This window comes from Aestuariibius violaceus (assembly GCF_040779325.2).
GTDB classification, from domain to species: Bacteria; Pseudomonadota; Alphaproteobacteria; order Rhodobacterales; family Rhodobacteraceae; genus Aestuariibius; species Aestuariibius violaceus.
In genome coordinates, this window is record NZ_JBFONT020000006.1 from 66,346 (window position 1) to 85,951 (window position 19,606).

At 60.3% G+C, this 19,606-nt stretch carries 21 protein-coding genes; 7 read left to right on the forward strand and 14 right to left on the reverse strand.

Annotated elements, in window-relative coordinates; genetic code table 11:
- Positions 1–154 precede the first annotated feature (154 nt).
- Entirely contained in the window at positions 155–946 is a 792-nt protein-coding gene (gene trpA / locus AADZ90_RS17085; RefSeq protein ID WP_367311197.1) for a tryptophan synthase subunit alpha, read from the forward strand.
- Here the strand turns inward: trpA and AADZ90_RS17090 are convergent.
- From AADZ90_RS17090 to AADZ90_RS17105, 4 genes are all read right to left on the reverse strand, one after another.
- Entirely contained in the window at positions 943–1,395 is a 453-nt protein-coding gene (locus AADZ90_RS17090; RefSeq protein ID WP_367311196.1) for a MarR family winged helix-turn-helix transcriptional regulator, read from the reverse strand. The two genes, trpA and AADZ90_RS17090, sit on opposite strands and share 4 nt — an antisense overlap.
- The gene (locus tag AADZ90_RS17095; protein WP_367311195.1) at positions 1,396–2,505 is read right to left on the reverse strand and encodes an Acg family FMN-binding oxidoreductase; all 1,110 of its coding nucleotides are present in this window, start codon (positions 2,503–2,505) and stop codon (positions 1,396–1,398) included.
- Positions 2,506–2,733: 228 nt separating this feature from the next.
- Positions 2,734–4,320: a putative bifunctional diguanylate cyclase/phosphodiesterase gene (locus AADZ90_RS17100; RefSeq protein ID WP_367311194.1), complete on the reverse strand. Its 1,587-nt coding sequence runs from the start codon at positions 4,318–4,320 to the stop codon at positions 2,734–2,736.
- A gap of 54 nt (positions 4,321–4,374) precedes the next feature.
- Positions 4,375–4,533, reverse strand: coding sequence for a hypothetical protein (locus tag AADZ90_RS17105; RefSeq protein ID WP_367311193.1), 159 nt, complete (start codon positions 4,531–4,533; stop codon positions 4,375–4,377).
- Here AADZ90_RS17105 and AADZ90_RS17110 point away from each other — a divergent pair.
- The gene (locus tag AADZ90_RS17110; protein ID WP_367311192.1) at positions 4,514–5,677 is read left to right on the forward strand and encodes an alpha-hydroxy acid oxidase; all 1,164 of its coding nucleotides are present in this window, start codon (positions 4,514–4,516) and stop codon (positions 5,675–5,677) included. The genes AADZ90_RS17105 and AADZ90_RS17110 overlap by 20 nt on opposite strands.
- 9 nt (positions 5,678–5,686) lie before the next feature.
- Here AADZ90_RS17110 and AADZ90_RS17115 read toward each other — a convergent pair whose 3' ends face one another.
- Positions 5,687–6,832 (reverse strand): MFS transporter, encoded by a 1,146-nt coding sequence (locus AADZ90_RS17115; RefSeq protein WP_367311191.1) that lies wholly within the window; start codon positions 6,830–6,832, stop codon positions 5,687–5,689.
- Between the two features lie 138 nt (positions 6,833–6,970).
- Between AADZ90_RS17115 and AADZ90_RS17120 the strand changes: the two genes are divergently transcribed.
- Entirely contained in the window at positions 6,971–7,621 is a 651-nt protein-coding gene (locus tag AADZ90_RS17120; RefSeq protein ID WP_367311190.1) for a 50S ribosomal protein L25/general stress protein Ctc, read from the forward strand.
- Positions 7,622–7,681: 60 nt separating this feature from the next.
- On the opposite strand, the gene AADZ90_RS17125 is transcribed toward AADZ90_RS17120, so the two are convergent.
- The 3 genes from AADZ90_RS17125 to AADZ90_RS17135 form a co-directional block, all read right to left on the reverse strand.
- Positions 7,682–8,263: a hypothetical protein gene (locus AADZ90_RS17125; RefSeq protein ID WP_367311189.1), complete on the reverse strand. Its 582-nt coding sequence runs from the start codon at positions 8,261–8,263 to the stop codon at positions 7,682–7,684.
- A 19-nt stretch (positions 8,264–8,282) separates the two neighbouring features.
- Entirely contained in the window at positions 8,283–8,948 is a 666-nt protein-coding gene (locus AADZ90_RS17130) for a zinc metalloprotease (RefSeq protein ID WP_411997075.1), read from the reverse strand.
- A gap of 208 nt (positions 8,949–9,156) precedes the next feature.
- On the reverse strand, positions 9,157–10,527 hold the full coding sequence (locus tag AADZ90_RS17135; RefSeq protein ID WP_367311187.1) for a DUF4123 domain-containing protein: 1,371 nt from the start codon (positions 10,525–10,527) through the stop codon (positions 9,157–9,159).
- A 246-nt stretch (positions 10,528–10,773) separates the two neighbouring features.
- On the opposite strand from AADZ90_RS17135, the gene pth reads away from it, so the two are divergent.
- The 4 genes from pth to AADZ90_RS17155 are packed head-to-tail and all read left to right on the forward strand — an operon-like array spanning position 10,774 to position 14,031.
- Positions 10,774–11,454 carry an aminoacyl-tRNA hydrolase gene (gene pth / locus AADZ90_RS17140; RefSeq protein ID WP_367311186.1) on the forward strand — a complete coding sequence of 227 codons (681 nt, stop codon included), beginning with the start codon at positions 10,774–10,776 and terminating at the stop codon, positions 11,452–11,454.
- Positions 11,451–12,479 (forward strand): DUF2332 domain-containing protein, encoded by a 1,029-nt coding sequence (locus AADZ90_RS17145; RefSeq protein WP_367311185.1) that lies wholly within the window; start codon positions 11,451–11,453, stop codon positions 12,477–12,479. The genes pth and AADZ90_RS17145 overlap by 4 nt, the downstream gene beginning before the upstream one ends.
- A 6-nt stretch (positions 12,480–12,485) precedes the next feature.
- The gene (locus AADZ90_RS17150) at positions 12,486–13,649 is read left to right on the forward strand and encodes a serine hydrolase domain-containing protein (protein ID WP_367311184.1); all 1,164 of its coding nucleotides are present in this window, start codon (positions 12,486–12,488) and stop codon (positions 13,647–13,649) included.
- A gap of 1 nt (position 13,650) precedes the next feature.
- Positions 13,651–14,031 carry a DUF2237 family protein gene (locus AADZ90_RS17155; protein WP_367311183.1) on the forward strand — a complete coding sequence of 127 codons (381 nt, stop codon included), beginning with the start codon at positions 13,651–13,653 and terminating at the stop codon, positions 14,029–14,031.
- On the opposite strand, the gene AADZ90_RS17160 is transcribed toward AADZ90_RS17155, so the two are convergent.
- The 6 genes from AADZ90_RS17160 to AADZ90_RS17185 all read right to left on the reverse strand — a co-directional run bounded on the left by AADZ90_RS17160 (position 14,007) and on the right by AADZ90_RS17185 (position 19,523).
- Positions 14,007–14,531, reverse strand: coding sequence for a helix-turn-helix transcriptional regulator (locus AADZ90_RS17160; protein ID WP_367311182.1), 525 nt, complete (start codon positions 14,529–14,531; stop codon positions 14,007–14,009). The two genes, AADZ90_RS17155 and AADZ90_RS17160, sit on opposite strands and share 25 nt — an antisense overlap.
- Positions 14,532–14,545: 14 nt before the next feature.
- Positions 14,546–14,833 (reverse strand): hypothetical protein, encoded by a 288-nt coding sequence (locus AADZ90_RS17165; RefSeq protein ID WP_411997076.1) that lies wholly within the window; start codon positions 14,831–14,833, stop codon positions 14,546–14,548.
- 341 nt (positions 14,834–15,174) lie between these two features.
- On the reverse strand, positions 15,175–15,624 hold the full coding sequence (locus tag AADZ90_RS17170; RefSeq protein ID WP_367311180.1) for a hypothetical protein: 450 nt from the start codon (positions 15,622–15,624) through the stop codon (positions 15,175–15,177).
- 229 nt (positions 15,625–15,853) lie between these two features.
- Positions 15,854–17,080 carry a tryptophan synthase subunit beta gene (trpB, locus tag AADZ90_RS17175; RefSeq protein ID WP_367311179.1) on the reverse strand — a complete coding sequence of 409 codons (1,227 nt, stop codon included), beginning with the start codon at positions 17,078–17,080 and terminating at the stop codon, positions 15,854–15,856.
- 123 nt (positions 17,081–17,203) lie between these two features.
- A complete protein-coding gene (locus tag AADZ90_RS17180) occupies positions 17,204–17,545 on the reverse strand; it encodes a hypothetical protein (protein WP_367311178.1) in 342 nt (113 codons plus the stop codon).
- A gap of 85 nt (positions 17,546–17,630) precedes the next feature.
- Positions 17,631–19,523: an acyl-CoA synthetase gene (locus tag AADZ90_RS17185; RefSeq protein WP_367311177.1), complete on the reverse strand. Its 1,893-nt coding sequence runs from the start codon at positions 19,521–19,523 to the stop codon at positions 17,631–17,633.
- Between the last annotated feature and the right edge of the window lie 83 nt (positions 19,524–19,606).

A 19,606-nucleotide genomic window follows, 5' to 3' on the forward strand; every position in this document is an offset into this window, starting at 1 on the left:
CCGTCCCCCGCAACCCGGTGATCCGTGAAGAGCTAAGCGTACCGGAAAGAAACAACCCGGTCCCGGTTAGAGTGTTCGTCGTGCGAGGTGTTTTTGAACCATTGACCTTAAGCCCCATGGGCGCCACACCGCGCCGGACGACAAGGGTGACAGCATGACACGGATCGCAGCGCGTTTTGAGGATCTGAAGGCGGAGGGAAAGAAGGCCTTCATCGCCTACATCATGGCGGGTGATCCGGACCTTGAGACATCGTTCGAGATCATGCGCGGCCTACCTGAGGCCGGCGTGGATATCATCGAGCTTGGCGTGCCGTTCACCGATCCTATGGCGGACGGGCCGACAATCCAGTTGGCCGGACAACGGGCGCTCGAGAGCGGCCAGACGCTGCAAAAGACGCTGCAGATGGTGCGCCGCTTTCGGGAGAGCGACACCAGCACTCCGGTCGTGCTAATGGGATACTACAATCCGATCTACAATCGCGGGGTCGACAGGTTTCTGGCGGACGCGCAGGAGGCAGGCGTGGATGGCTTGATCGTCGTCGATCTTCCTCCTGAGGAAGACATGGAGCTTTGCTTGCCTGCGCGGGCGGCGGGGCTGGACTTCATTCGCCTCGCAACCCCGACAACCGACGAAGCACGGCTTCCCGTCGTGGTCAGAAATACCTCCGGTTTTGTCTATTACGTTTCGATCACCGGCATCACCGGATCGGCAGAGGCCCAACCGCAGGTCGTTGCTCCAGATGTGGCGCGGATCAAGTCTGCCTCCGGGCTTCCCGTGATCGTAGGTTTCGGGATTAAGACGCCAGAGAGCGCCCAAGCAATCGCTAGGGTTGCAGACGGCGCAGTCGTCGGATCGGCGATCGTGCACGAGATCGCCCAAGGCAAACCAGCGGCCGACGTTCTGCGGTTTGTGAAAAACCTCGCCGACGGCGCGCACCTCGCCTAGTCAGCATCCCGGGCAGCGTCGAGGAACGCGCGCATTTCAGCCAGCTTGGGCACAATCTCTCCCACGGTGCGAGGATCGAATTTCTCGGCGAATGCGGCGAAGGCTGGCCCCGTCGCTTCAATCGTATTTTCGCGTAGTGTCCGGCCGGCCTCGGTGATCCAGACCTGCTTGCTGCGTCCGTCCTTGGGGTGAGGCTTGAGAGCAACCAGACCGTGCTTCTCCAGGATGCCAAGGCTATGGGTCATCGTTGTCTTTGGCACCTGAAACGCCTTGGCAAGGGTCAAGGGCGTTTGACCGTCACGGACCCGAATGAGATGGTTGAGGATCGCAAAATGCGGCGCGAGGAGGCCTTTGGGCAGCTGGGCTTCGAGCATAGCCCTGCTCAACTGCCCGATGATCCCGATCTCGTTGAAGAACTGGAAATACAAAGGGATTTCAGTGCGATCCATTTACCATCCGGTCACCATACGCGTCTCGATCGGCCAGCGCGGGGTGCGCGGCGTCTGTTCCCCATAACCCAGCAGACCCAGCATTTGAACTGTTCCGCCTTCGGGCGCATAAAGCGCGTGGATCGCCTCGTACTGGGGCGCCACTTCTGGGTATTCCTGCAGAGCCTGGCTGACGGGTCGCAAGGCAAGCCCTGCTCCGGCGGCAGCAAGGTTCAGGCGCAGCCATTGGTCTCCGGCGGCGAGTTGGTCGATACGCGTGTTGCCTTCAGTGACCTGCACGGCGAAGGCGGGGGCCTGAATGATGGCGCTTGCCGTGTCTTCGATGGCCCCCTGGGTGCCGGGATTCTCAAGGTCCGAGGCAGCCTCTCGTGTAAAGAGGCCGAGCAACGCAAGCGTCTCTATCATCGGGCCACCTGCATCGATCCCGTCGGGCATCGCATTGATCTCACGCTTACCGATCCTGAGGAGATCGACGCTTTCCTGCCAGGCGTCCTTGGTGGCGGCTTCGGTTCGCCAGGCGTGTTCTGCAATCTCAGCCGTTCTCGAAACCTCATCCACGTCGGTGATGATCTGGGCGTAGCCTCTCAGAATATCGACCTCGGACCCGACCGTGCGGTCGACGAAGGCTTCCTTGTGCGATCGACGTTCCATCACATACGCAAAGAGCGGATCAGCTTCAGCCGCATCAGAACGGAACCGGCACACCGCGACTGGGCCAGTTTCTCCCTCAGGAAAGAGGTCCTCTTCGACGGCAAACCCCTCCTCCGCCGCGGCCATCCTCATAAGCGAGAGGAAACACCCCATCCCGATCGTCAGCTGCCTTGCGTAAGGGTCGGTCACGGGCAAGTCGCGCGTCTCATCACGCCAGATCGTTAAGCCATCATCGCCGACGAGCTGCGCGAGCCAGGGTTGACGATTGTGTGGGTTCGGAGCGAGGAGAGCATAGGACAGCGCCCTCATCCGCGGATCGTCATAGCCGCCTGCGGCATCCCAGGGCGCAAGCGCTTTCTGAGGTGTCCGCGTCATCAGAAAACCGGCGGAGGCGGCGCCAGCTGCCAGCACAGTTCCACCGCCAATCAATGCAAGTGTCTTTCTTCGTGAGAGGGTCATCTCAGGCTCCTATATAATACGATATTGAACTAGTTAGTGCAATATCGTATCATAAGCAAGCTGCTAAGCTCCCTTCTTTCTTGATTTGGTTTTTCTTACGAGGAAGTCGGGCGGCAGTTACTGGTGGGACCATCCAGCCCTTCAAGGTCTATCGCTCGCGACGCCATGTAGTCTGGTTTTACGTCGCCCAACATGATGAGCCTTCACCACCCTTCGGTGACGAGGCCATCAAGCGCGCTTACGATCTTCCGCACTCGCGGTCTCGCTTTGTGCATCTTTCGCAAACGTTCCCAGGTCGAGCAGCGTCTCCGCGATTTCGCTTGCAGGCAGGGGCTTGCTGAAGAGGTAGCCCTGACCGTAGCTGCAGTCCAGGTCGCGCAGAAACGCCAGCTCCTCCGCGTGTTCGATCCCTTCCGCGGTGACACTCAGATCCAGAGAGCCTGCTAAGGCAAGGACCCCTCTCACAATCTTGGCGTTATCCGTGTGGTCCACGATGTCCGAGACAAAGCTGCGGTCAATCTTGAGCCGGTCAAACGGCAATTGCGCAAGCGTGGCAAGACTCGATGCGCCGGTTCCAAAGTCGTCCAGCGACAACCGAACACCCGTTTTGCGTAACGCATCAATCACTTCGCGTGCTCGATCCATGTCGACGACGATGGCCTGCTCGGTGATCTCGATCTCAAGACGGTGCGGCGGAAACCCGGTCTCGGCCAGGATTTCGGAGATCCTTGACGGAAGGCTCTCGTCATCGAATTGGCTGGGTGACAGATTGAAGGATAGGCTGATCGCGTTCGACCACCTTCTGGCAGCGTCGCAAGCCTTCTCCAACATCTGATCGCTGAACTTGTCGATCATGCCAATCTCTTCAGCCATCCGAACGAAGATCTCTGGAGAGATGAAGCCGCGCGTCGGGTGCTTCCAGCGTGCAAGTACCTCAAGACCGATGACACTTTCGCATTCGATATCGACGATCGGTTGAAAGTACGGCTCCAGCGCATTGTTCTGGATGGAGGCTCTCAAATCCGCCTCGAGTTCCGCCTTGTCGCGCAACTCTTCTCCCAACGCGTCGTCGTAGAAGCCATAAGTCGCCCGTCCCGCCGCCTTGGCTCGATACATCGCCTGGTCGGCCCGGCGCAGAAGATCAGAGGCATCGCCACCGATCTCTGCGGACGCGATCCCCACACTGCAGGTCACCACCGCAGACCAGTCCCCGAAGGAGTAGGGTTGTGACAGACGGTGCAGAAGATCCCGCGCCACCGTTTCGGTATCGCGATGGCTTTCAGCGGCGTCGTGTACGATCGCGAACTCGTCGCCTCCAAGACGCGCCGCAACCATCCCGTCATCGCACACGCCGCGAATGCGATTGGCAACCTCCCGCAGAATTGCATCGCCCGCCTCATGCCCACGCAAATCATTGATCGGCTTGAAGCGATCGAGGTCGATTAGCAGAACTGAAAGATCCTGCTTTCGTCGCCGGTCCCGAGGATCCCAACGCGCAATCAACTCGCTCAGGAAGCGCCTGTTTCTAAGGCCGGTAAGCACATCGTGAAGGGCGATATGGGTCGCTTCGGCCTCTGCGTTTCGTTTCTCGCAGAAGGCGCGCCTCAGCCGTCTGTTGCTGCGCCACATATGGATCGGCAAGAAAATCGCGGTGCAGACGAAGAAGGTGAAGACCTCGTCGAGATCATACTCCTCATGGTTGCGAGAATACTCATAGAACTCCTCAAAGGCTTCGAGTTCTGCCGAGACGACAAAGAGCACCAATGCCATTGCGATGAGCAGAATTGTTCCGACATGTCGACGCAAGAATGCCATGAGTTAAGAACTCCCCTTTGGGAAGAACCTGACACAGACCGATCCAAGCAAACATTAACGCAGCTCGCCGGAACCAAATGAAAAACAGAGCATTTCAGGCAATTTGATCCAATCAATAGCCAGCAGCAACTGACCGGTTGCGGGCAGGGCCTGTTGGCCGCAACATGGCATCGACATCAAAAAGAAGATCCCCATGCCAGTCATCACCACCATCGACGACTTCAAGCCGATCTATCGGCGTCGTGTCCCGAAGATGTTCTACGACTATGCGGAATCCGGCAGCTGGACCGAGCAGACGTTCCGCGAGAACACGTCGGATTTCGACAAGATCCGCCTGCGCCAGCGTGTGGCCGTCGATATGGAGGGCCGGACGACCGAAAGCACAATGATCGGAGAGCCGGTTGCGATGCCGGTTGCTCTGGCGCCGGTCGGGCTGACGGGGATGCAGCACGCGGATGGAGAAATCAAGGCGGCGCGCGCGGCAGAGAAGTTCGGCGTGCCCTTCACTCTTTCGACCATGTCGATCTGCTCGATCGAGGATGTTGCCACCCATACAAGCAAGCCGTTCTGGTTCCAGCTCTATGTGATGCGGGATGAAGAATACGTGGCCGCGCTGATCCAGAGAGCAAAGGATGCGGGTTGTTCAGCGATGGTGCTGACGCTTGATCTGCAGATCCTCGGGCAGCGGCACAAGGACCTTAAAAACGGGCTGACCGCCCCGCCGAAACTGACCCCCGCAACAATGCTTGATCTGGCCACCAAATGGCGCTGGGGGATGGAGATGCTGCAGACCAAGCGCCGCAAGTTTGGCAATATCGTAGGCCACGCGAAAGGGGTTACGGATGCCTCCTCCCTTTCGTCCTGGACCGCCGAGCAGTTCGACCCGCAGCTCGACTGGGCCAAGGTCGCCAAGCTGAAAGAGCAGTGGGGCGGCAAGCTGATCCTGAAAGGGATCCTCGATGCCGATGATGCCCGAAAGGCGGCTGAGATCGGAGCGGATGCCATCGTCGTCTCGAACCACGGCGGGCGACAGCTCGACGGGGCACTTTCGTCTATCCGAGTTCTGCCGTCGATCGTCGATGCGGTGGGAGACAAGGTGGAGATCCATCTCGACAGCGGGATCCGGTCGGGACAGGACGTACTCAAGGCCCTCGCCCTAGGGGCCAAGGGCACGTATATTGGCCGCGCCTTCACCTATGGTCTTGGCGCCATGGGTCAGAGAGGCGTGACAACCGCGCTGGAGATCATTCACCGAGAGCTCGACACCACTATGGCTCTGTGCGGCAGGAAGGACGTGAAGACGCTGGACCGCGATGTCCTGCTGGTACCGAAAGACTTCGAAGGCGACTGGGCCTGATCCCTCCCCTCAGGCAGGAACGACCCGGTCCTGCCGCGATAGAAGAGCGAGCGGTAGAAGCGCAAGCAACAACAGACCGGCTATCATCACGAACGCTATGCGGAGGCCGAAGAACTCCGCCGCGAGTCCCATCATCGCCGGTCCGATAAAGAAGGCCGAGAACCCGATTACCGCGACCCGGCTGATGACATAGGCGCGCGGTCCCGGCCCCACCCGCACACCGACCATGGCCAGCGTCGTCGGCGCGAGCACCGAAATGCCGAGCCCGACGATGCCGAAACCAACATAGGCAACCGTCTCGGTGGAGGCCAATCCAGCGATCACCGTCCCGGTGGATGAAACCAGCAGCGCCCCGGTCAGCAGAGCCCGATTGCCGATCCGCTCCCCCACCGCTTGGCCAGCAAAACGCCCCGCAGCCATCGTCAGGCCCAGCATTGTGGGCCCGAATGCCCCCTCAACCGCGCGTCCGCCAAGTGTGCGCTCAATGTGCAACGCCGACCATGCTTCGACCGATGCCTCCGACTGGAAGGCGATCAACAGGATCAATCCGCTGGGGATAACGACCAGCCACGGCAACGGAGCCCGATCGGCGCCCGCAATGCCAACCTCAGGCTCAAGGCGCATCGTCGTGGACAGGACCAGCACCAGGAATCCTAGAACGGCAAAGGTCGCAACCGGCGGCCACCCCACCTCACGGGCGAGCCCAGTCGAAAAGGCCCCCATTGCATAGGCCAGCGAAAACATCCCGTGATTTACGTTCATCAGAGAGCGGCGGTGTCGCCCCTCCAACTCGCTGACGCGCGCATTGATAAGAACATCCAAGAGGCCCGATGCCCCCGCGGCCAGGACGATCGCGACGGCAAAACCCACCGGCGATTGCGCCATGCCCAATGACAGGTAGACCACAGCCAGCATCACTGCCGATACCTGCATGGACCGCGCTCCGAGCCGCTTGTCGAACATCGGCGCGATGAGGATCGCAACCAAGAGGCCCGCTCCGGACATGGCAAGCAAGCCGCCAAACAGCGCGTCGCCCGCGCCGATCCGGTCCTTCAGCACCGGCACCTGCGCGGCGAACGATCCCCAGAGCATGCCCATCGACGCGAATGCCGCCGATGGTCGCCTGGAGATCACGAGGGGCGTCAACAAAGCCATACGTTCCGTCAATCACGGCCCGCGCGCCCCCGCAATCGCTCATTTTCACCTTTTCAAATGGGCCGATTCGCCGTAAGTGGCACGCTTCAACCGGGCCATACACCCTTGGAGGATGGCCCCACATTCAGGAGAAACACCATGGCTGGAGAGATCCCGGATCTCATCGCCGAGGAACGCGCGGGGACAGGCAAGGGGGCCGCCCGCCAAGCACGCCGCGATGGCAAGGTTCCCGGCATCGTTTATGGCGGCGGCACCGATCCGCTGCCCATCAACGTCCCCTTCAATGCGCTGCTCAAGCGCCTGAAAGACGGTCGCTTCCTGTCGACCCTCTTCAACCTGAAGGTCGACGGTCACGATGACGTCCGCGTCATCTGCCGCAACGTTCAGCGCGACGTGGTCAAGGACCTGCCGACCCACCTCGACCTGATGCGGCTGAAGCGCAACTCGCGCATCAACCTCTTCATTGCGGTCGAGTTCACAGGCGAAGAGAATTGCCCCGGTATCAAGCGCGGCGGCGTTCTGACCGTCGTCCGTCCGGAAGTCGAACTCGTTGTGACTGCAGGAGACATCCCGGAGAAGCTAATTGCCGATGTCAGCGGCCTGCAGATCGGCGATACGATCACGATCTCGTCGATCACTCTGCCGGAGGGCGCGCGCCCGACGATCGACCGCGACTTCGTGATCGCCAACATCCAGGCGCCGTCGGGCCTGGCCTCGCAAAGCGATGACGAGGAAGAAGAAGCGGAAGCTGATGAAGTGCCTGCCAGCGAACAGGGCGAAAACGAATAAAGCCATCTCGGGAGCGGGCTGTCTTTATCTCGCTCCCGATCCGCAGAACAGCTGGACCGCCTAGCGCGCTCTCACGACGACTTCGGTCTCGGCTATGAAGGTTTGCTCGAAGGGTTGGAACCCGTCGCCATGCGACATCGTATGAGCGAACACCGCCTTCACCCCCAGCGGACGCACAGCTCGGCGCTCTGGCGGCAAGGTCTTCCCGTGCAGGGTCTTCCCTTCCAGAAAAGCGGGGATAAAAATGGTCGCAAATCCATCCTCCCTGGGGCCGTCCCAAGTCTCCCCCGGACGCAAACGGACCGTACTCAAAGGATCATCTCCTGTGAACGGCTCGTCCCCCAGATCCATCACCTGATCTGGGTCCGACAGATCCCACAAGGCGACAACCGAAAGACCGCGCTCGGACGCGACAATCTCCAAAGGCTGATCACCGGTATTTGCCAGTCGGATGAACGCTAAGTGGTCGCTGATATCCGCACCTTCTTCCGTTGGCAGAAGGCAGACTTGAGGCGAAAGAAACAGCTCATACCGAAGACCCGGCACGTCCGCCGTTGCGACAGTTACAGGATCCGTCTTGCAGTCCTCATTTGACATTTGAGCCTCCGAAATTGGTGTGCAGGCCAGCAGGAAAAAAGGCACTGCGAAAGCTAGGGTACGTCTAGATGATTGTGACAACGGCAGGCGTCCCCTCTTCTTCCATCAGACGTTTGACCTCGATTGCGATCCAGAAATAGTGATGCAGCTCGAAGGTCGTGTTTCCACTGCGTCCCATGACCGACTCCACATCGAATATATACTTGCCGGGATGCCGGGTACTCGGCCGGCTCGCCGTCAGGGTTACGGTCGAGTTCGCTTGCGGCGGAGCCGCGACATACGTTGCGCTCGGCGTTGCCGATGGCGGGATTACGACTGGCGCACCCGGCGTCGGCGGCGGCGGTGTGATGGGAACACCTGTCAGCTGCGTGTATTCATCCGGCAGACCGAAGGTATGCCCCATCTCATGGATCATCGCCCAGGCACCTGACGTTCCGTGGACCATATAGCGCATCTGGGTCCCGCCAGTGACAACCGATGGACGATTTGCAGGGTTTGTTCCGTCGACTGAAACCGCCACATCAGCTCCCGAGGTCACGATCGTGCTTCGGAACTGTATTCGCAGCTCCTGGGCATCACATCCAGGTTGCTCAGTCTTTACCTTGTACGAACTCGCGCCCGACGTCCAAGCCGACATCGCCGAACTGATCGCCGATACCGCGCCGCTTCTGTCGGAAGAAGCGCGCGCGTCGTTCGTGTAGGTCAGGGAGAAGGTCTTGGTGACCGTCACCGTACCGCCGGTATTCGTCCTGGTCACAGCAATGGTGCATTTGTTTCGCCGCGTTGACGACCCGGTATAGCCGCTGGTCGTCGCATAGTTACCGGGGCCATTGGTATCGACTGTGCCGCTAAACGGGCACGCGCAACACAGTCCGGTTCCGTCCGACCGGCCACTTGGCGGGTCCCCGGGTGGCGTATCGGAGGGTCCGTCACAGGATTTAGGCATGGGTCAACACCCTCGAAAGCGCGTTGGTTCTTTGAAGACGCCGCAGCGCGTAACGGATTGTCTGGTCAAGATTTTCCGACATATCGGCCGTTACGAAAAGCTTCTCCCGAACCCAGGGAAAAAGCGGGTCTTCGTGAAACCGCACGCCGAGGGTCAGCCAGAGAAGATAGAACATCCCCCGATCCCGTCGTTCGGAAAGACTAACCCGGTCGCAAGCTTCCATCGCCTCTTGCCGGACAAGCTCAAGCCGTTCGCCGTCGAGATTCATCAAGGCCTCAAACCGCCGGGCGAGGTTTTTGGTATCCTCCACCGTCACCGACGCGAGATCGCCCCGCTGCGCAATGCCATCCATCACACCAGTCTCCAGTTCTTCCAGTGCGACCGGCGGTGGCGGCACCTTTGAGAAGAAGCTTTGGTAGATCACTGGAAACCTTTGCCTCATCCGGACGTAGCGACCTTCCGGCTTGGATTTGAGCGGATCAACGAAGACGGAATAGACGGGTGATCGATGAAACCATCCGCCAAGGAAAGTCATCATGTATAAGAAGTAGGCGTATTCCTCCTTGTAACGGAACTTGAACGTGCTCCCCTCCGCCAGGCCGTGCGAGACGAGCCGGTTTATCCGCGCCGCATCGAACGGTCGAAATCGAACGGGATCGGCCCGTTTGAGCCAAGCAGCAAGCTCGGCTTTCATCGCAGGCAGCCGCCCTTGCGCGAAGTGCATCCGGTCGCGCGCCGTCAGAGTGACATCCCGTCGATACGCAGGTCTGGACGGTTTCGGCCAGTCTCCGACCATGCTTGCTTTTCGAAGGCGCCCGGAAGAGGCGTCACAGATGATGATCTCAAGCTCCGCGTCGTCCGGCAGGAGGAAAAGGCTGAAGATCCGCTCCGGCCAATCGGCGATGCGCGCAAGATAGTCGCGAAGCACGCCAGGATCCCAGAAGCGGAAGTAGACTGGCTTCCCGCTGTCATCACTAGGTCTGACAAGACGCATCAAATGCCGCTGCAATACCTCCAAATCGGCAGAGGTCTGAATGAATATGCCGGGCTCTTTGGACCAGAAGGCATTGATGCTGCCGTCATCGGTCACGAGCGCGCGGGTCAGGCCCGCCTCCTTCGAGAGCTCCACCAGCCACGGCCCAACCACCTGCAGGCTCTCGTCCATATCAGCATAGAGGTTGCAATGCGGTAGGTCCTCAGCAGCCGCATATTCTGCGACACTTGGCATTCGCACTGCATCCAGAACCGCATACAACTTCGTCTCACCGAACAGGCAATCGACATGCCGCGCAGGAAGTTCAGATGACGTCTCTTGGAAGAGGTCGTGGATCGGTGCAGGCGCCTCAACATCGATGATATCCAAACGGATACTGCCGGGACTGTCTGGCCGCGCCAAAAGAACGGTGCACTCGTCAAACGAAGTCATGCCAACCCAAAACAAACAAAAAACAACATCAATAACTGCAAAATAGTCGCACAAATTACCTTATTTTTCAAGTTGCGATGTCTGCATGAGTGCCCAAGCGGCAACCGTTGGCGCCCTCTAGCAAGGCTGGACCGTGAGCTTGCCGACCCATAGAACTATCGGCGCTGAAGGATCGGAAACGTCATGAAACTCTTTGTCGGCCTTGGTAATCCGGGTGCCAGATATGCACATAACCGACACAACATCGGATTCATGGCGCTCGACAGGATCGCGGCCGATCATGATCTTGCGCCATGGCGGGGCAAGTTTCAGGGCAGCCTGTCGGAAGGCCGCCTGGGCAGTGAGAAAGTGACCCTCCTGAAGCCGGAAACCTATATGAACCGCTCCGGCCAGTCGGTGGGCGAGGCGATGCGATTTTTCAAGCTCACGCCGGATGACGTCACCGTCTTCCACGACGAACTGGATCTTGCGCCGGGACGACTGAAGCACAAGGTGGGCGGCGGCCATGCGGGTCACAATGGGCTGCGGTCGCTCCACGATCATATCGGACCGGACTACGCGCGCATCAGAATCGGCATCGGCCATCCGGGGCACAAAGATCTGGTCTCCGGCTACGTCCTGCGCGACTTCGCAAAGGCAGATGAGGATTGGCTCGACGATCTTCTGCGTGGGATTTCGGACGGCGCGCCACATCTGGCCGATGGCGATCCCGGCCGTTTCATGAACGCAGTGGCCCAACGAACTGCCCCACACCGATCGTCCAAACGGCCCGAACCGGCGAGAAAGCCCGAAAGGGCTGCCGAGCCCCCCCCTGAAGAGGACACCCGCTCATCCCTTCAAAAGCTGGTCGACCGGTTCAAATGACCCCGCGCGAGGCCTTTGCGGTTCAGGCCAAGAACTGCGCCGCACTCGGTTCGCCCTTCATGGGCCGCCTGATGCAGCTTTGCTCCGACCGGTTGGAGCGCGGCACTCCGGTCACCAACCGGGTGCTGAACTGGCCCGGCGATCCTAGGCCCAGTGCCGATAACGTTTCGCTCCGCCTCGCGGGGGCGCTGCACGCCCTCGTCTTGCGCGGTGACCCTCTCGCGACACTCTACCCGCCCAACGAGGTGGACGACGATCGGCTGTGGCGTGGCATCCTCAACGCGATCGAAACGCACGAGGCCGAGATCCTTGGTTTCCTCGACGACGCGCCGCAGACCAACGAGGTGCGCCGGTCCGCCGGCCTCCTCGCCGCCGTCGCCTGGCTGCGCCCACGGCACCCGCTGATCCTGTCCGAGGTCGGGGCGAGTGGCGGCCTGAACCTCAATTTCGATCGCTACGCGGTCGAAACGCCGGGCGGACCCCTCGGTGCAGCCGATCCCGTCCTCACGCTGCACCCGGATTGGACCGGCCCTACGCCCGCGAACCATCCCGTCAGCGTCTCTGACAGACGTGGCGCCGATCTGAGCCCCTTTCGCATGACGGACCCGGCCGAGGTCCTGCGCTTGCGCGCCTATCTCTGGCCCGACCAACCCGAACGCCACAAGCTGACCGAAGCCGCCATTGCCGCCGGCCCGCCGCCGGTCGACAAGGCAGATGCCGCCGACTGGCTGGAAAACCGCCTGGCACCCCGGCCCGGCCATCACCATGTCCTCTTCAATACCGTCGCCTGGCAGTACTTCCCGCCCGATGTGGACGCCCGCGCCCGCGCCCATGTTGAAGCCGCAGGTGCGCAGGCAACGGAAGATACACCGCTGTCTTGGATTGCAATCGAGACAGACGGGGGCCGCGGTGCGGGCATTGCCGTCCGTCACTGGCCCGGCAACCAGTCCTTTGCTCTCGGGCGCATGGACTTCCACGGCCGCTGGCTCTCTTGGGACCCGCCGTCAAATCACTTATATGAATAAGAGATCATGAAACGTTTTCTCAAATGGGCGGGTGTTGCCCTAATCGCCATCACCGTCCCGGCAGCCGCACTCGCCGTCTGGAACCGGGAAGAAATCGCACGCCTGCTCGCCGTCAACTCGCTCTTCGATGCGGACCGGATCGTAAGCAACTTCTCGGAAATGGAAGAGCTGTTTCTGACCCGTGACATGCCATTAGGCGAAGCACCCGTCCTGCCGCTTCTGGAAGGTCCACCGCTCACACCGCCTGACGGCTACGAGACATGGGTCCAAGACCGTGCGGTTACCTCGATCGTCGTCCTCGACCAGGGCCAGATCGTGTTGGAAGACTATCTTCTCGGCACCGAACCGACGGACCGCCGGATCTCCTGGTCTGTCGCAAAGAGCTATCTCTCGGTCCTCACCGGCATCCTGCTTGCCGAGGGGGCCATCGACAGTATCGACGATCCGGTGACCAACTACGTGCCTGAACTTGCCGGCACAGCCTATGATCAGGCCACCTTGCGCGATCTCCTCACGATGTCGTCCGGGGTTGTCTTTGACGAGGACTATCTTGACCCCAACTCCGATATAAACCGGATGGGCCGCGTCCTCGCCCTCGGCCAGTCGATGGACGGCTTTACAAGCGGACTGACCGAATCTGAACGTGCTCCGGGTATTCGCTGGAACTACGTCTCGATCGACACCCATGTGATCGGTATGGTGCTCCGCGGCGCGACGGGGCGCGAGATCCCAGATCTTCTTGCTGAAAAAGTCCTTGCGCCCATCGGGCTCGAAGAAACACCCGCCTACATCACCGACGGGCACGGCGTGGCCTTCGTGCTGGGTGGGCTCCTGATGACGACGCGGGACTATGCCCGCTTCGGCCGGATCATCGCTCAGGACGGCGCCGGGATCCTGCCCGCCGACTGGATCAAGGCATCGACGACCCCGCAGGCCAACACGATGCCCGGCGCGCGGCAATACGGCTATCAGTGGTGGGTCCCGGCCGACGCAAGGGAAGGGGAAGCCTTTGCTCACGGCATCTACGGGCAGTACATTTACATCGACCGGTCGCGCGATATCGTCATCGCGATGAGTGCCGCCGACCGTCAGTTTCGTTGGTCAAACGTGCAGCCCGGGAATATCGAGATGTTCCGCCGGATCTCGGACACCCTGATGGAGAGACGCTGATATGGAGAAAGATCCGTCGACCAACGTCCTCGGGGGAACGTTGCAGCCCTGCTCAACCGATCCGATGACCGGCTTCTTCCGCAATGGCGCCTGCGACACCTGCGCGGCCGACCAGGGCAGCCATACGGTCTGCGCCGAAATGACGGCAGAGTTCTTGGCCTTCTCGAAATACGTAGGCAATGACCTGTCCACGCCCCGGCCTGAGTTCAGTTTTCCCGGACTAAAGCCGGGCGATCACTGGTGCCTGTGCGCCGGGAGGTTTCTGCAAGCGGCGGAGGAGGGGTGCGCACCCAAGGTGCGCCTCGCTGCGACCCATCAACGCGCACTCGATATCGTGACGCTCGACGTCCTTCGCGCTCACGCATCCGATGCTGAGGTCTGATCAGCCGTCTTCGCCGTTAAGCCGTCGCCCATCAGATCATCGATGAAGAGGCTCAGAAGCTGGGGGCGTCCGCCCACCCCGGCCTTACGATAGATCGCATTGGTCTGTGCCTTGACCGTCCCTTCGGAGGTCTGGCGCATCCCTGCGATCTCAGCGGTCGAGAATCCCTTGATCGCAAACAGGGCGACATCCCGTTCCGCTGGCGTCAGCCCCCACTCACCGAACCGTTCTTCCATTAGCTCCATGAAGGCGCCCGATGCAGCGCGCAGCTGTCCTTCGACCCGCTGATAGCGCCTCTGGATGTTCCGCAAGACGACCGCGCCCATCACAGTACCAAGGACAAGCCCAAACGCGGCGCTGATTTCAATCGCCTCGTGGACTTGCCAGGAAATCGGCGCAGTTGTGATCCCGAGTATCGAAATCAGAATATCCGACACGAAGAAAACAGCGCAGGCAAACTGAATCAAAAGGACCACGCCAATGAGGATGGTGCGATTCACAACGATGTCCTGGCTCAGAGAGCAGGCAGTTTAATCGTCGTCGTCTTCTCCGCCGTCGTCATCATCATCCCCCCCATCATCGTCGTCGTCATCTTGTTCGTCATCGTTGTCGCCGCCACCGGAACCACCGCCTCCGCCAGAGCCGCCGCCGCCATCATCGTCGTTGTCGTCGTCCTCACGGCCGCCGGAGCCACCGCTTCCGCCGCCGCCGGATCCATTGTCATCATTTTCGCCTGATCTGCCACCCGATCCGCCGCGTTCGTCGTCACTTCGCAAAATGGGAACAGCTGGTCGACGGCCATTCGTCGTTCTTGTCACGTCTCTCAAAATGACGCCGGTACTCGGTTCATAGACAATCTCGCGCTGCTGGTTGCCACGTGTCGCCACAAATCTGATCCGCCCAAGCAACGTTCGGTTGGTGTCTACATCCGTGTAGCCCTGCGCTCGCAATTGCCGCGCAATGCTTTGCTCGGCGGTTTGCGCGACCGCCGGGCTCGGGGCGATGTGCCCGAGGATAAGGACCATACAAACGACTAAGGATCTAATCACGCTCTACTCTCCAGCAGCAGACCCCCGCCGGCACGCCGGCGAGGGTCGACTTCGTTCTTCTTAGTTCGAGACCAGTTGAGGATCAAACGACAGATCAGTCGTCCTCATCATCGTCGTCGTCGTCCGAATCGCCGTCATCATCGTCGTCGTCGTTGTTGTCATCGGATTCGTCTTCATCATCGTCGTCGTCGTCGTCGTCGGAATCATCGTCGTTATCATCTTCGTCGTCGTCATTATCATCCCGATCGTCATCGTCGTCGTCATCATCATCATCGTTGTCATCCGGAGCAGAAGTGCTGCCGTCATCGTCATCATCATCGTCACTCAACTCATCTGACGAAATCCGGCCGTCATCGTCGTCGAACTCTCGAAGAAGACGGCTGGCCGTGCGGGTTCCGAACCGGTCTTCCAGTTCGCGGAACGACAGCTCTCCATCCCCGTTAGTGTCGATTTCTTCGAAGGGGACGCTCTGCGACATCGCGGTGCTGCCAATCAGGATAAACGCGGTGGACAGGGCCGGGATAGCCAGGTTCTTGATGGTCATTGTCATTCCTTTCGGATCTTCTCGTCATTCAAGGTCGTAGTCCGGCCACGCCACTGCGTGCCGTCGAAAGCGAGAAGAGCGCCAATCGCGCCGCTGGCCCATTGCACTTGGGGTTATGTGGGGGAGGGTCTAACGCTCGGATGACGGCAATAAACCTTCCGCCTAGGGGCTCTAGGCAGAAAGTTTATAACGACAGGTCAAGAAACGTGCAGATCTGGTGCGTCGCAGCTTAACCCGACATGTTGACGCCCAGCGCCTTTGCCACAGTGAAGATGTCCTTATCCCCCCGGCCGCACATATTCATGCAGATGATGTGGTCCTTTGGCAGGTCCGGAGCAATCTTCATCACATGGGCCAAGGCATGAGACGGCTCCAAGGCAGGAATAATCCCCTCCATCTCGCAGCATAGCTGGAACGCCTCAAGCGCCTCTACATCGGTGATCGCAACATATTCCGCACGGCCGATATCATGCAGCCACGCATGTTCCGGTCCGATCCCGGGATAGTCGAGCCCGGCAGAGATCGAAAACCCCTCCAGGATCTGCCCATCATCGTCCTGCAGCAGATAGGTCCGGTTCCCGTGCAACACGCCGGGTCGTCCGCCGGTCAGCGAAGCGCAGTGTTCCATCTTCTCGTTCACACCCTTGCCCCCGGCTTCGACGCCGATGACTTGGACATCCTTGTCATCAAGAAACGGATAGAACAGCCCCATCGCATTCGATCCGCCCCCGATTGCCGCGATGATCGTGTCGGGCAGCCGCCCTTCAAGCTCCTGAAGCTGCGCCTTCGCCTCCTTGCCGATGATCGCCTGGAAGTCGCGCACCATTGCCGGATAGGGATGCGGGCCCGCAACCGTACCGATGCAATAGAACGTGTCACGCACGTTCGTGACCCAGTCCCTCAGCGCGTCGTTCATCGCGTCCTTCAGCGTGCCGCGTCCCGACGTCACCGGAACAACTTCGGCCCCGAGCAGCTTCATGCGGAAGACATTCGGGGCCTGCCGCTCGACATCATGCGCGCCCATATAGACGACGCATTTCAACCCGAACTTCGCGCAAACCGTCGCCGTCGCAACCCCGTGCTGCCCGGCCCCCGTCTCTGCAATGATCCGGGTCTTACCCATCCGACGCGCGAGAATAATCTGGCCCAGCACATTGTTGATCTTATGGGCACCCGTATGGTTCAGCTCGTCCCGCTTAAGATAGATCTTCGCGCCGCCCAGATGCTCCGTCAGGCGCTCGGCGAGATACATCGGCGAGGGTCGACCCACGTAGTGCTTCCAGAGATAATCCATCTCCGCCCAGAAGCTCTCATCGGTCTTGGCGTACTCGTATTGCCGCTCAAGCTCCAGGATCAGGGGCATCAGCGTCTCTGACACGAACCGCCCGCCGAACTTGCCGAACCGTCCGTTCTCATCCGGTCCGTTCATGAAAGAGTTGAACAGGTCTTCGGGCATGGCAGCGATATCCTGTGATCAGTAAGAAAGAGAGATCAGCTAAATCTGCCAATTCGCCTGTTGCGTCAATGGCGCGCGTCCGCTGGTCTGCGAAACTGACGCCGCTTTGCCCGTAGAAGAGCTCTAGCTCCGGCCCTTCTCTCTCTCCTCTTCGGGAAGAGCCTCCCACCACTTGGCGTAGGAGGAATTCCAGGGCGCTTTACGGCTCTCATCTGACGCACCATCGCTCCACCAGACAGGGCCACGCTCGCCCAACGCCCGTTTGGCATCCTCGACCCGCGCTCTCGCTGCTTTCAGATCGGCCTCGGTTTCCGCTGAACGGACGGCGCGACGGGCCTCCATCAATGCCTTCACGTGACCATCCCGCTCGCGCTCCGACATCGCCGGGTTGGTCTTGCGCCACAGGCGACCCTTCGCGACGAAATATCTTCCGTCGGGGGTTTCCGGAAACACCTTGATTGCCACATCTGGGAAATGCCAGACGACGCCTGAAGTTCCGGGGCTCTCGGTCTTGCTATCAAAGTCGCGACGGCATGCCGCGCTCTGTTGCCTAAGCAGCCCAATCCCACGGGCGGGTATAGTTCCCAAGGACGTGCCGCACCGCATCATCGTCGACATCGCCGTTGCGGGACAGTTTGGCGACAAGGCCGCGCTTCTTGTCCTCGACCACTTCGGCCACTTCGGCCTTCAGGTTGGCCTCAGCCAGCGCCTCGTCATAGATCCGCTTGATGGCCTTTTTGCGCAGGTCGGGCTTGAAGATCTTGCCGACGGCCGTCTTGGGCAGTTCGTCCAGGATCTCCACATGCTTGGGGATCGCGGCGCGTTCGTGGATATGCTCCTTGGCGAAATCGATCAGCTCCTCCGGGGTGATCTTCGCTCCGGCAACCAATTCGACGTAAGCGCAAGGCAACTCGCCCGCATGGGCATCGGGTTGGCCGATAGCGCCTGCAAAGGCAACGGCGTCGTGGCCGGCAAGCGCCTCTTCAATCTCGGCGGGATCGATATTGTGGCCACCGCGGATAATGAGGTCCTTCGCACGGCCCGTGATCCAGAGGTAGCCATCCTCATCGATCCGTCCGAGGTCCCCGGTGCGCAGGTAGCTGCGGTTACCCATCTCATCGTAGAGGCCGACATTCTTGTCCGGCTCCGTATAGGTCGCCCCGGGCGAAACGCCGGGGTTCGAGATACAGATCTCGCCAATCTGGCCAAGCGGCGTCTCCGCCGCGCCGTCCACGGTATGTTCCAAGATGCGGACATGGGTATAAGGGAACGGGATCCCGATGGAGCCGACCTTCTTCTCACCCGCCGGCGGGTTGATCGACACAAGGCAGGTGGCTTCAGTCAGACCGTAACCTTCGCAGATGGTGACACCCGCGGCTTTCTCGAACCGGTTGTAAAGCTCGATCGGCAAGGGCGAAGAGCCGCAGAACGCGGTCGTCATCTTCGAGATATCCGCGTCGACCGGACGCTGCATCAGCGCCGACATGGCCGTCGGCACGGTGATCATGAATGTGATCCCGTAGCGTTCGCAGAGCTTCCAGAAGTTATCGAAGACGCCCTCGCCCCGATAGCCCTGCGGGGTCGGAAAGACGACATGGGCGCCGGATTTGAGCGAGGCGCCCATTACGACGATCGCTGCGAAAACATGGAACATCGGCAGCGGGCACATCAGCGCATCCTTCTCGGTGAAGAGAAGGCGATGACCCAGCCAGCCGTTATAGACGATCCCGGAATAGCGGTGCTGGGCGACCTTGGGCATGCCCGTCGTGCCGCCGGTATGGAAATACGCCGCGATACGGTCCTCGGTTGCGTCGGCGAAATCCAGGCTCTTGTTCTGCTTGGCGCATTCCTCGGTAAAGCTCGCCAAGCGGGCGTTATGGGCAACCGGGTTCTTGGGGCGGATAAGGGGGACGATGAACTTCTTCAGCCCGGTGAGGTAGCGGTGCAGGTCGACCTCGATCACGTGCTTGACGTTGGGCGCCAGCCTGACCGCCTCAGCCGCCTTCTGGGCGACATCGGTCTTCGGGAAGGCCCTAAGCGTGACAAGAACCTTGGCACCGGTTTCCTTAAGGATCGCACCGATCTGTTCCGGCTCGAGTAGGGGATTGATCGGGTTCACGATCCCCGCGATCTGTCCCGCCACATAGGTGATGTTGGTCTCGTTGCAGTTCGGCAGGAGGTAAGCCACGACGTCCGTTTCACCGACCCCAAGAGAGCGGAACAGGTTCGCCGCCTGACAGACCTTGTCGTGATATTCTTTCCAGGTCAGCGTTTCCTTGGGATCGTTGGGACCCGAGAACAGCTGGTAGCTGACGGCAGGACGGTCGGGAAACTTTCCAGCGGTTTCAGCGAGCATCGCGTAGGTGGTCTTGGGGACGTCCCGCTCCTCCCACGGCATCTCGGCTTCAATGGCGTTGCGGTCCGCGACAGATGCGAAACTCATAGATATCCTCCCTGTAGCCAGTGATCCGGCTCGTTCTCCTCGGCGAAGAAAGTGGGGGGATTTGACGCAGGCCGCAAGACTTA

Coding starts and splice junctions, on each gene's coding strand:
- AADZ90_RS17115 (WP_367311191.1), bottom strand. CDS start 6,832: ATGGCTTTGTTGACGCCCCTCGTGATCTCCAGGCGACCATCGGCGGCA.
- trpA (WP_367311197.1), top strand. CDS start 155: ATGACACGGATCGCAGCGCGTTTTGAGGATCTGAAGGCGGAGGGAAAG.
- AADZ90_RS17150 (WP_367311184.1), top strand. CDS start 12,486: ATGAAACGTTTTCTCAAATGGGCGGGTGTTGCCCTAATCGCCATCACC.
- pth (WP_367311186.1), top strand. CDS start 10,774: ATGAAACTCTTTGTCGGCCTTGGTAATCCGGGTGCCAGATATGCACAT.
- AADZ90_RS17090 (WP_367311196.1), bottom strand. CDS start 1,395: ATGGATCGCACTGAAATCCCTTTGTATTTCCAGTTCTTCAACGAGATC.
- AADZ90_RS17145 (WP_367311185.1), top strand. CDS start 11,451: ATGACCCCGCGCGAGGCCTTTGCGGTTCAGGCCAAGAACTGCGCCGCA.
- AADZ90_RS17165 (WP_411997076.1), bottom strand. CDS start 14,833: ATGGCCGTCGACCAGCTGTTCCCATTTTGCGAAGTGACGACGAACGCG.
- AADZ90_RS17170 (WP_367311180.1), bottom strand. CDS start 15,624: ATGACCATCAAGAACCTGGCTATCCCGGCCCTGTCCACCGCGTTTATC.
- AADZ90_RS17185 (WP_367311177.1), bottom strand. CDS start 19,523: ATGAGTTTCGCATCTGTCGCGGACCGCAACGCCATTGAAGCCGAGATG.
- AADZ90_RS17155 (WP_367311183.1), top strand. CDS start 13,651: ATGGAGAAAGATCCGTCGACCAACGTCCTCGGGGGAACGTTGCAGCCC.
- AADZ90_RS17120 (WP_367311190.1), top strand. CDS start 6,971: ATGGCTGGAGAGATCCCGGATCTCATCGCCGAGGAACGCGCGGGGACA.
- AADZ90_RS17095 (WP_367311195.1), bottom strand. CDS start 2,505: ATGACCCTCTCACGAAGAAAGACACTTGCATTGATTGGCGGTGGAACT.
- AADZ90_RS17110 (WP_367311192.1), top strand. CDS start 4,514: ATGCCAGTCATCACCACCATCGACGACTTCAAGCCGATCTATCGGCGT.
- trpB (WP_367311179.1), bottom strand. CDS start 17,080: ATGCCCGAAGACCTGTTCAACTCTTTCATGAACGGACCGGATGAGAAC.
- AADZ90_RS17100 (WP_367311194.1), bottom strand. CDS start 4,320: ATGGCATTCTTGCGTCGACATGTCGGAACAATTCTGCTCATCGCAATG.
- AADZ90_RS17105 (WP_367311193.1), bottom strand. CDS start 4,533: ATGGTGGTGATGACTGGCATGGGGATCTTCTTTTTGATGTCGATGCCA.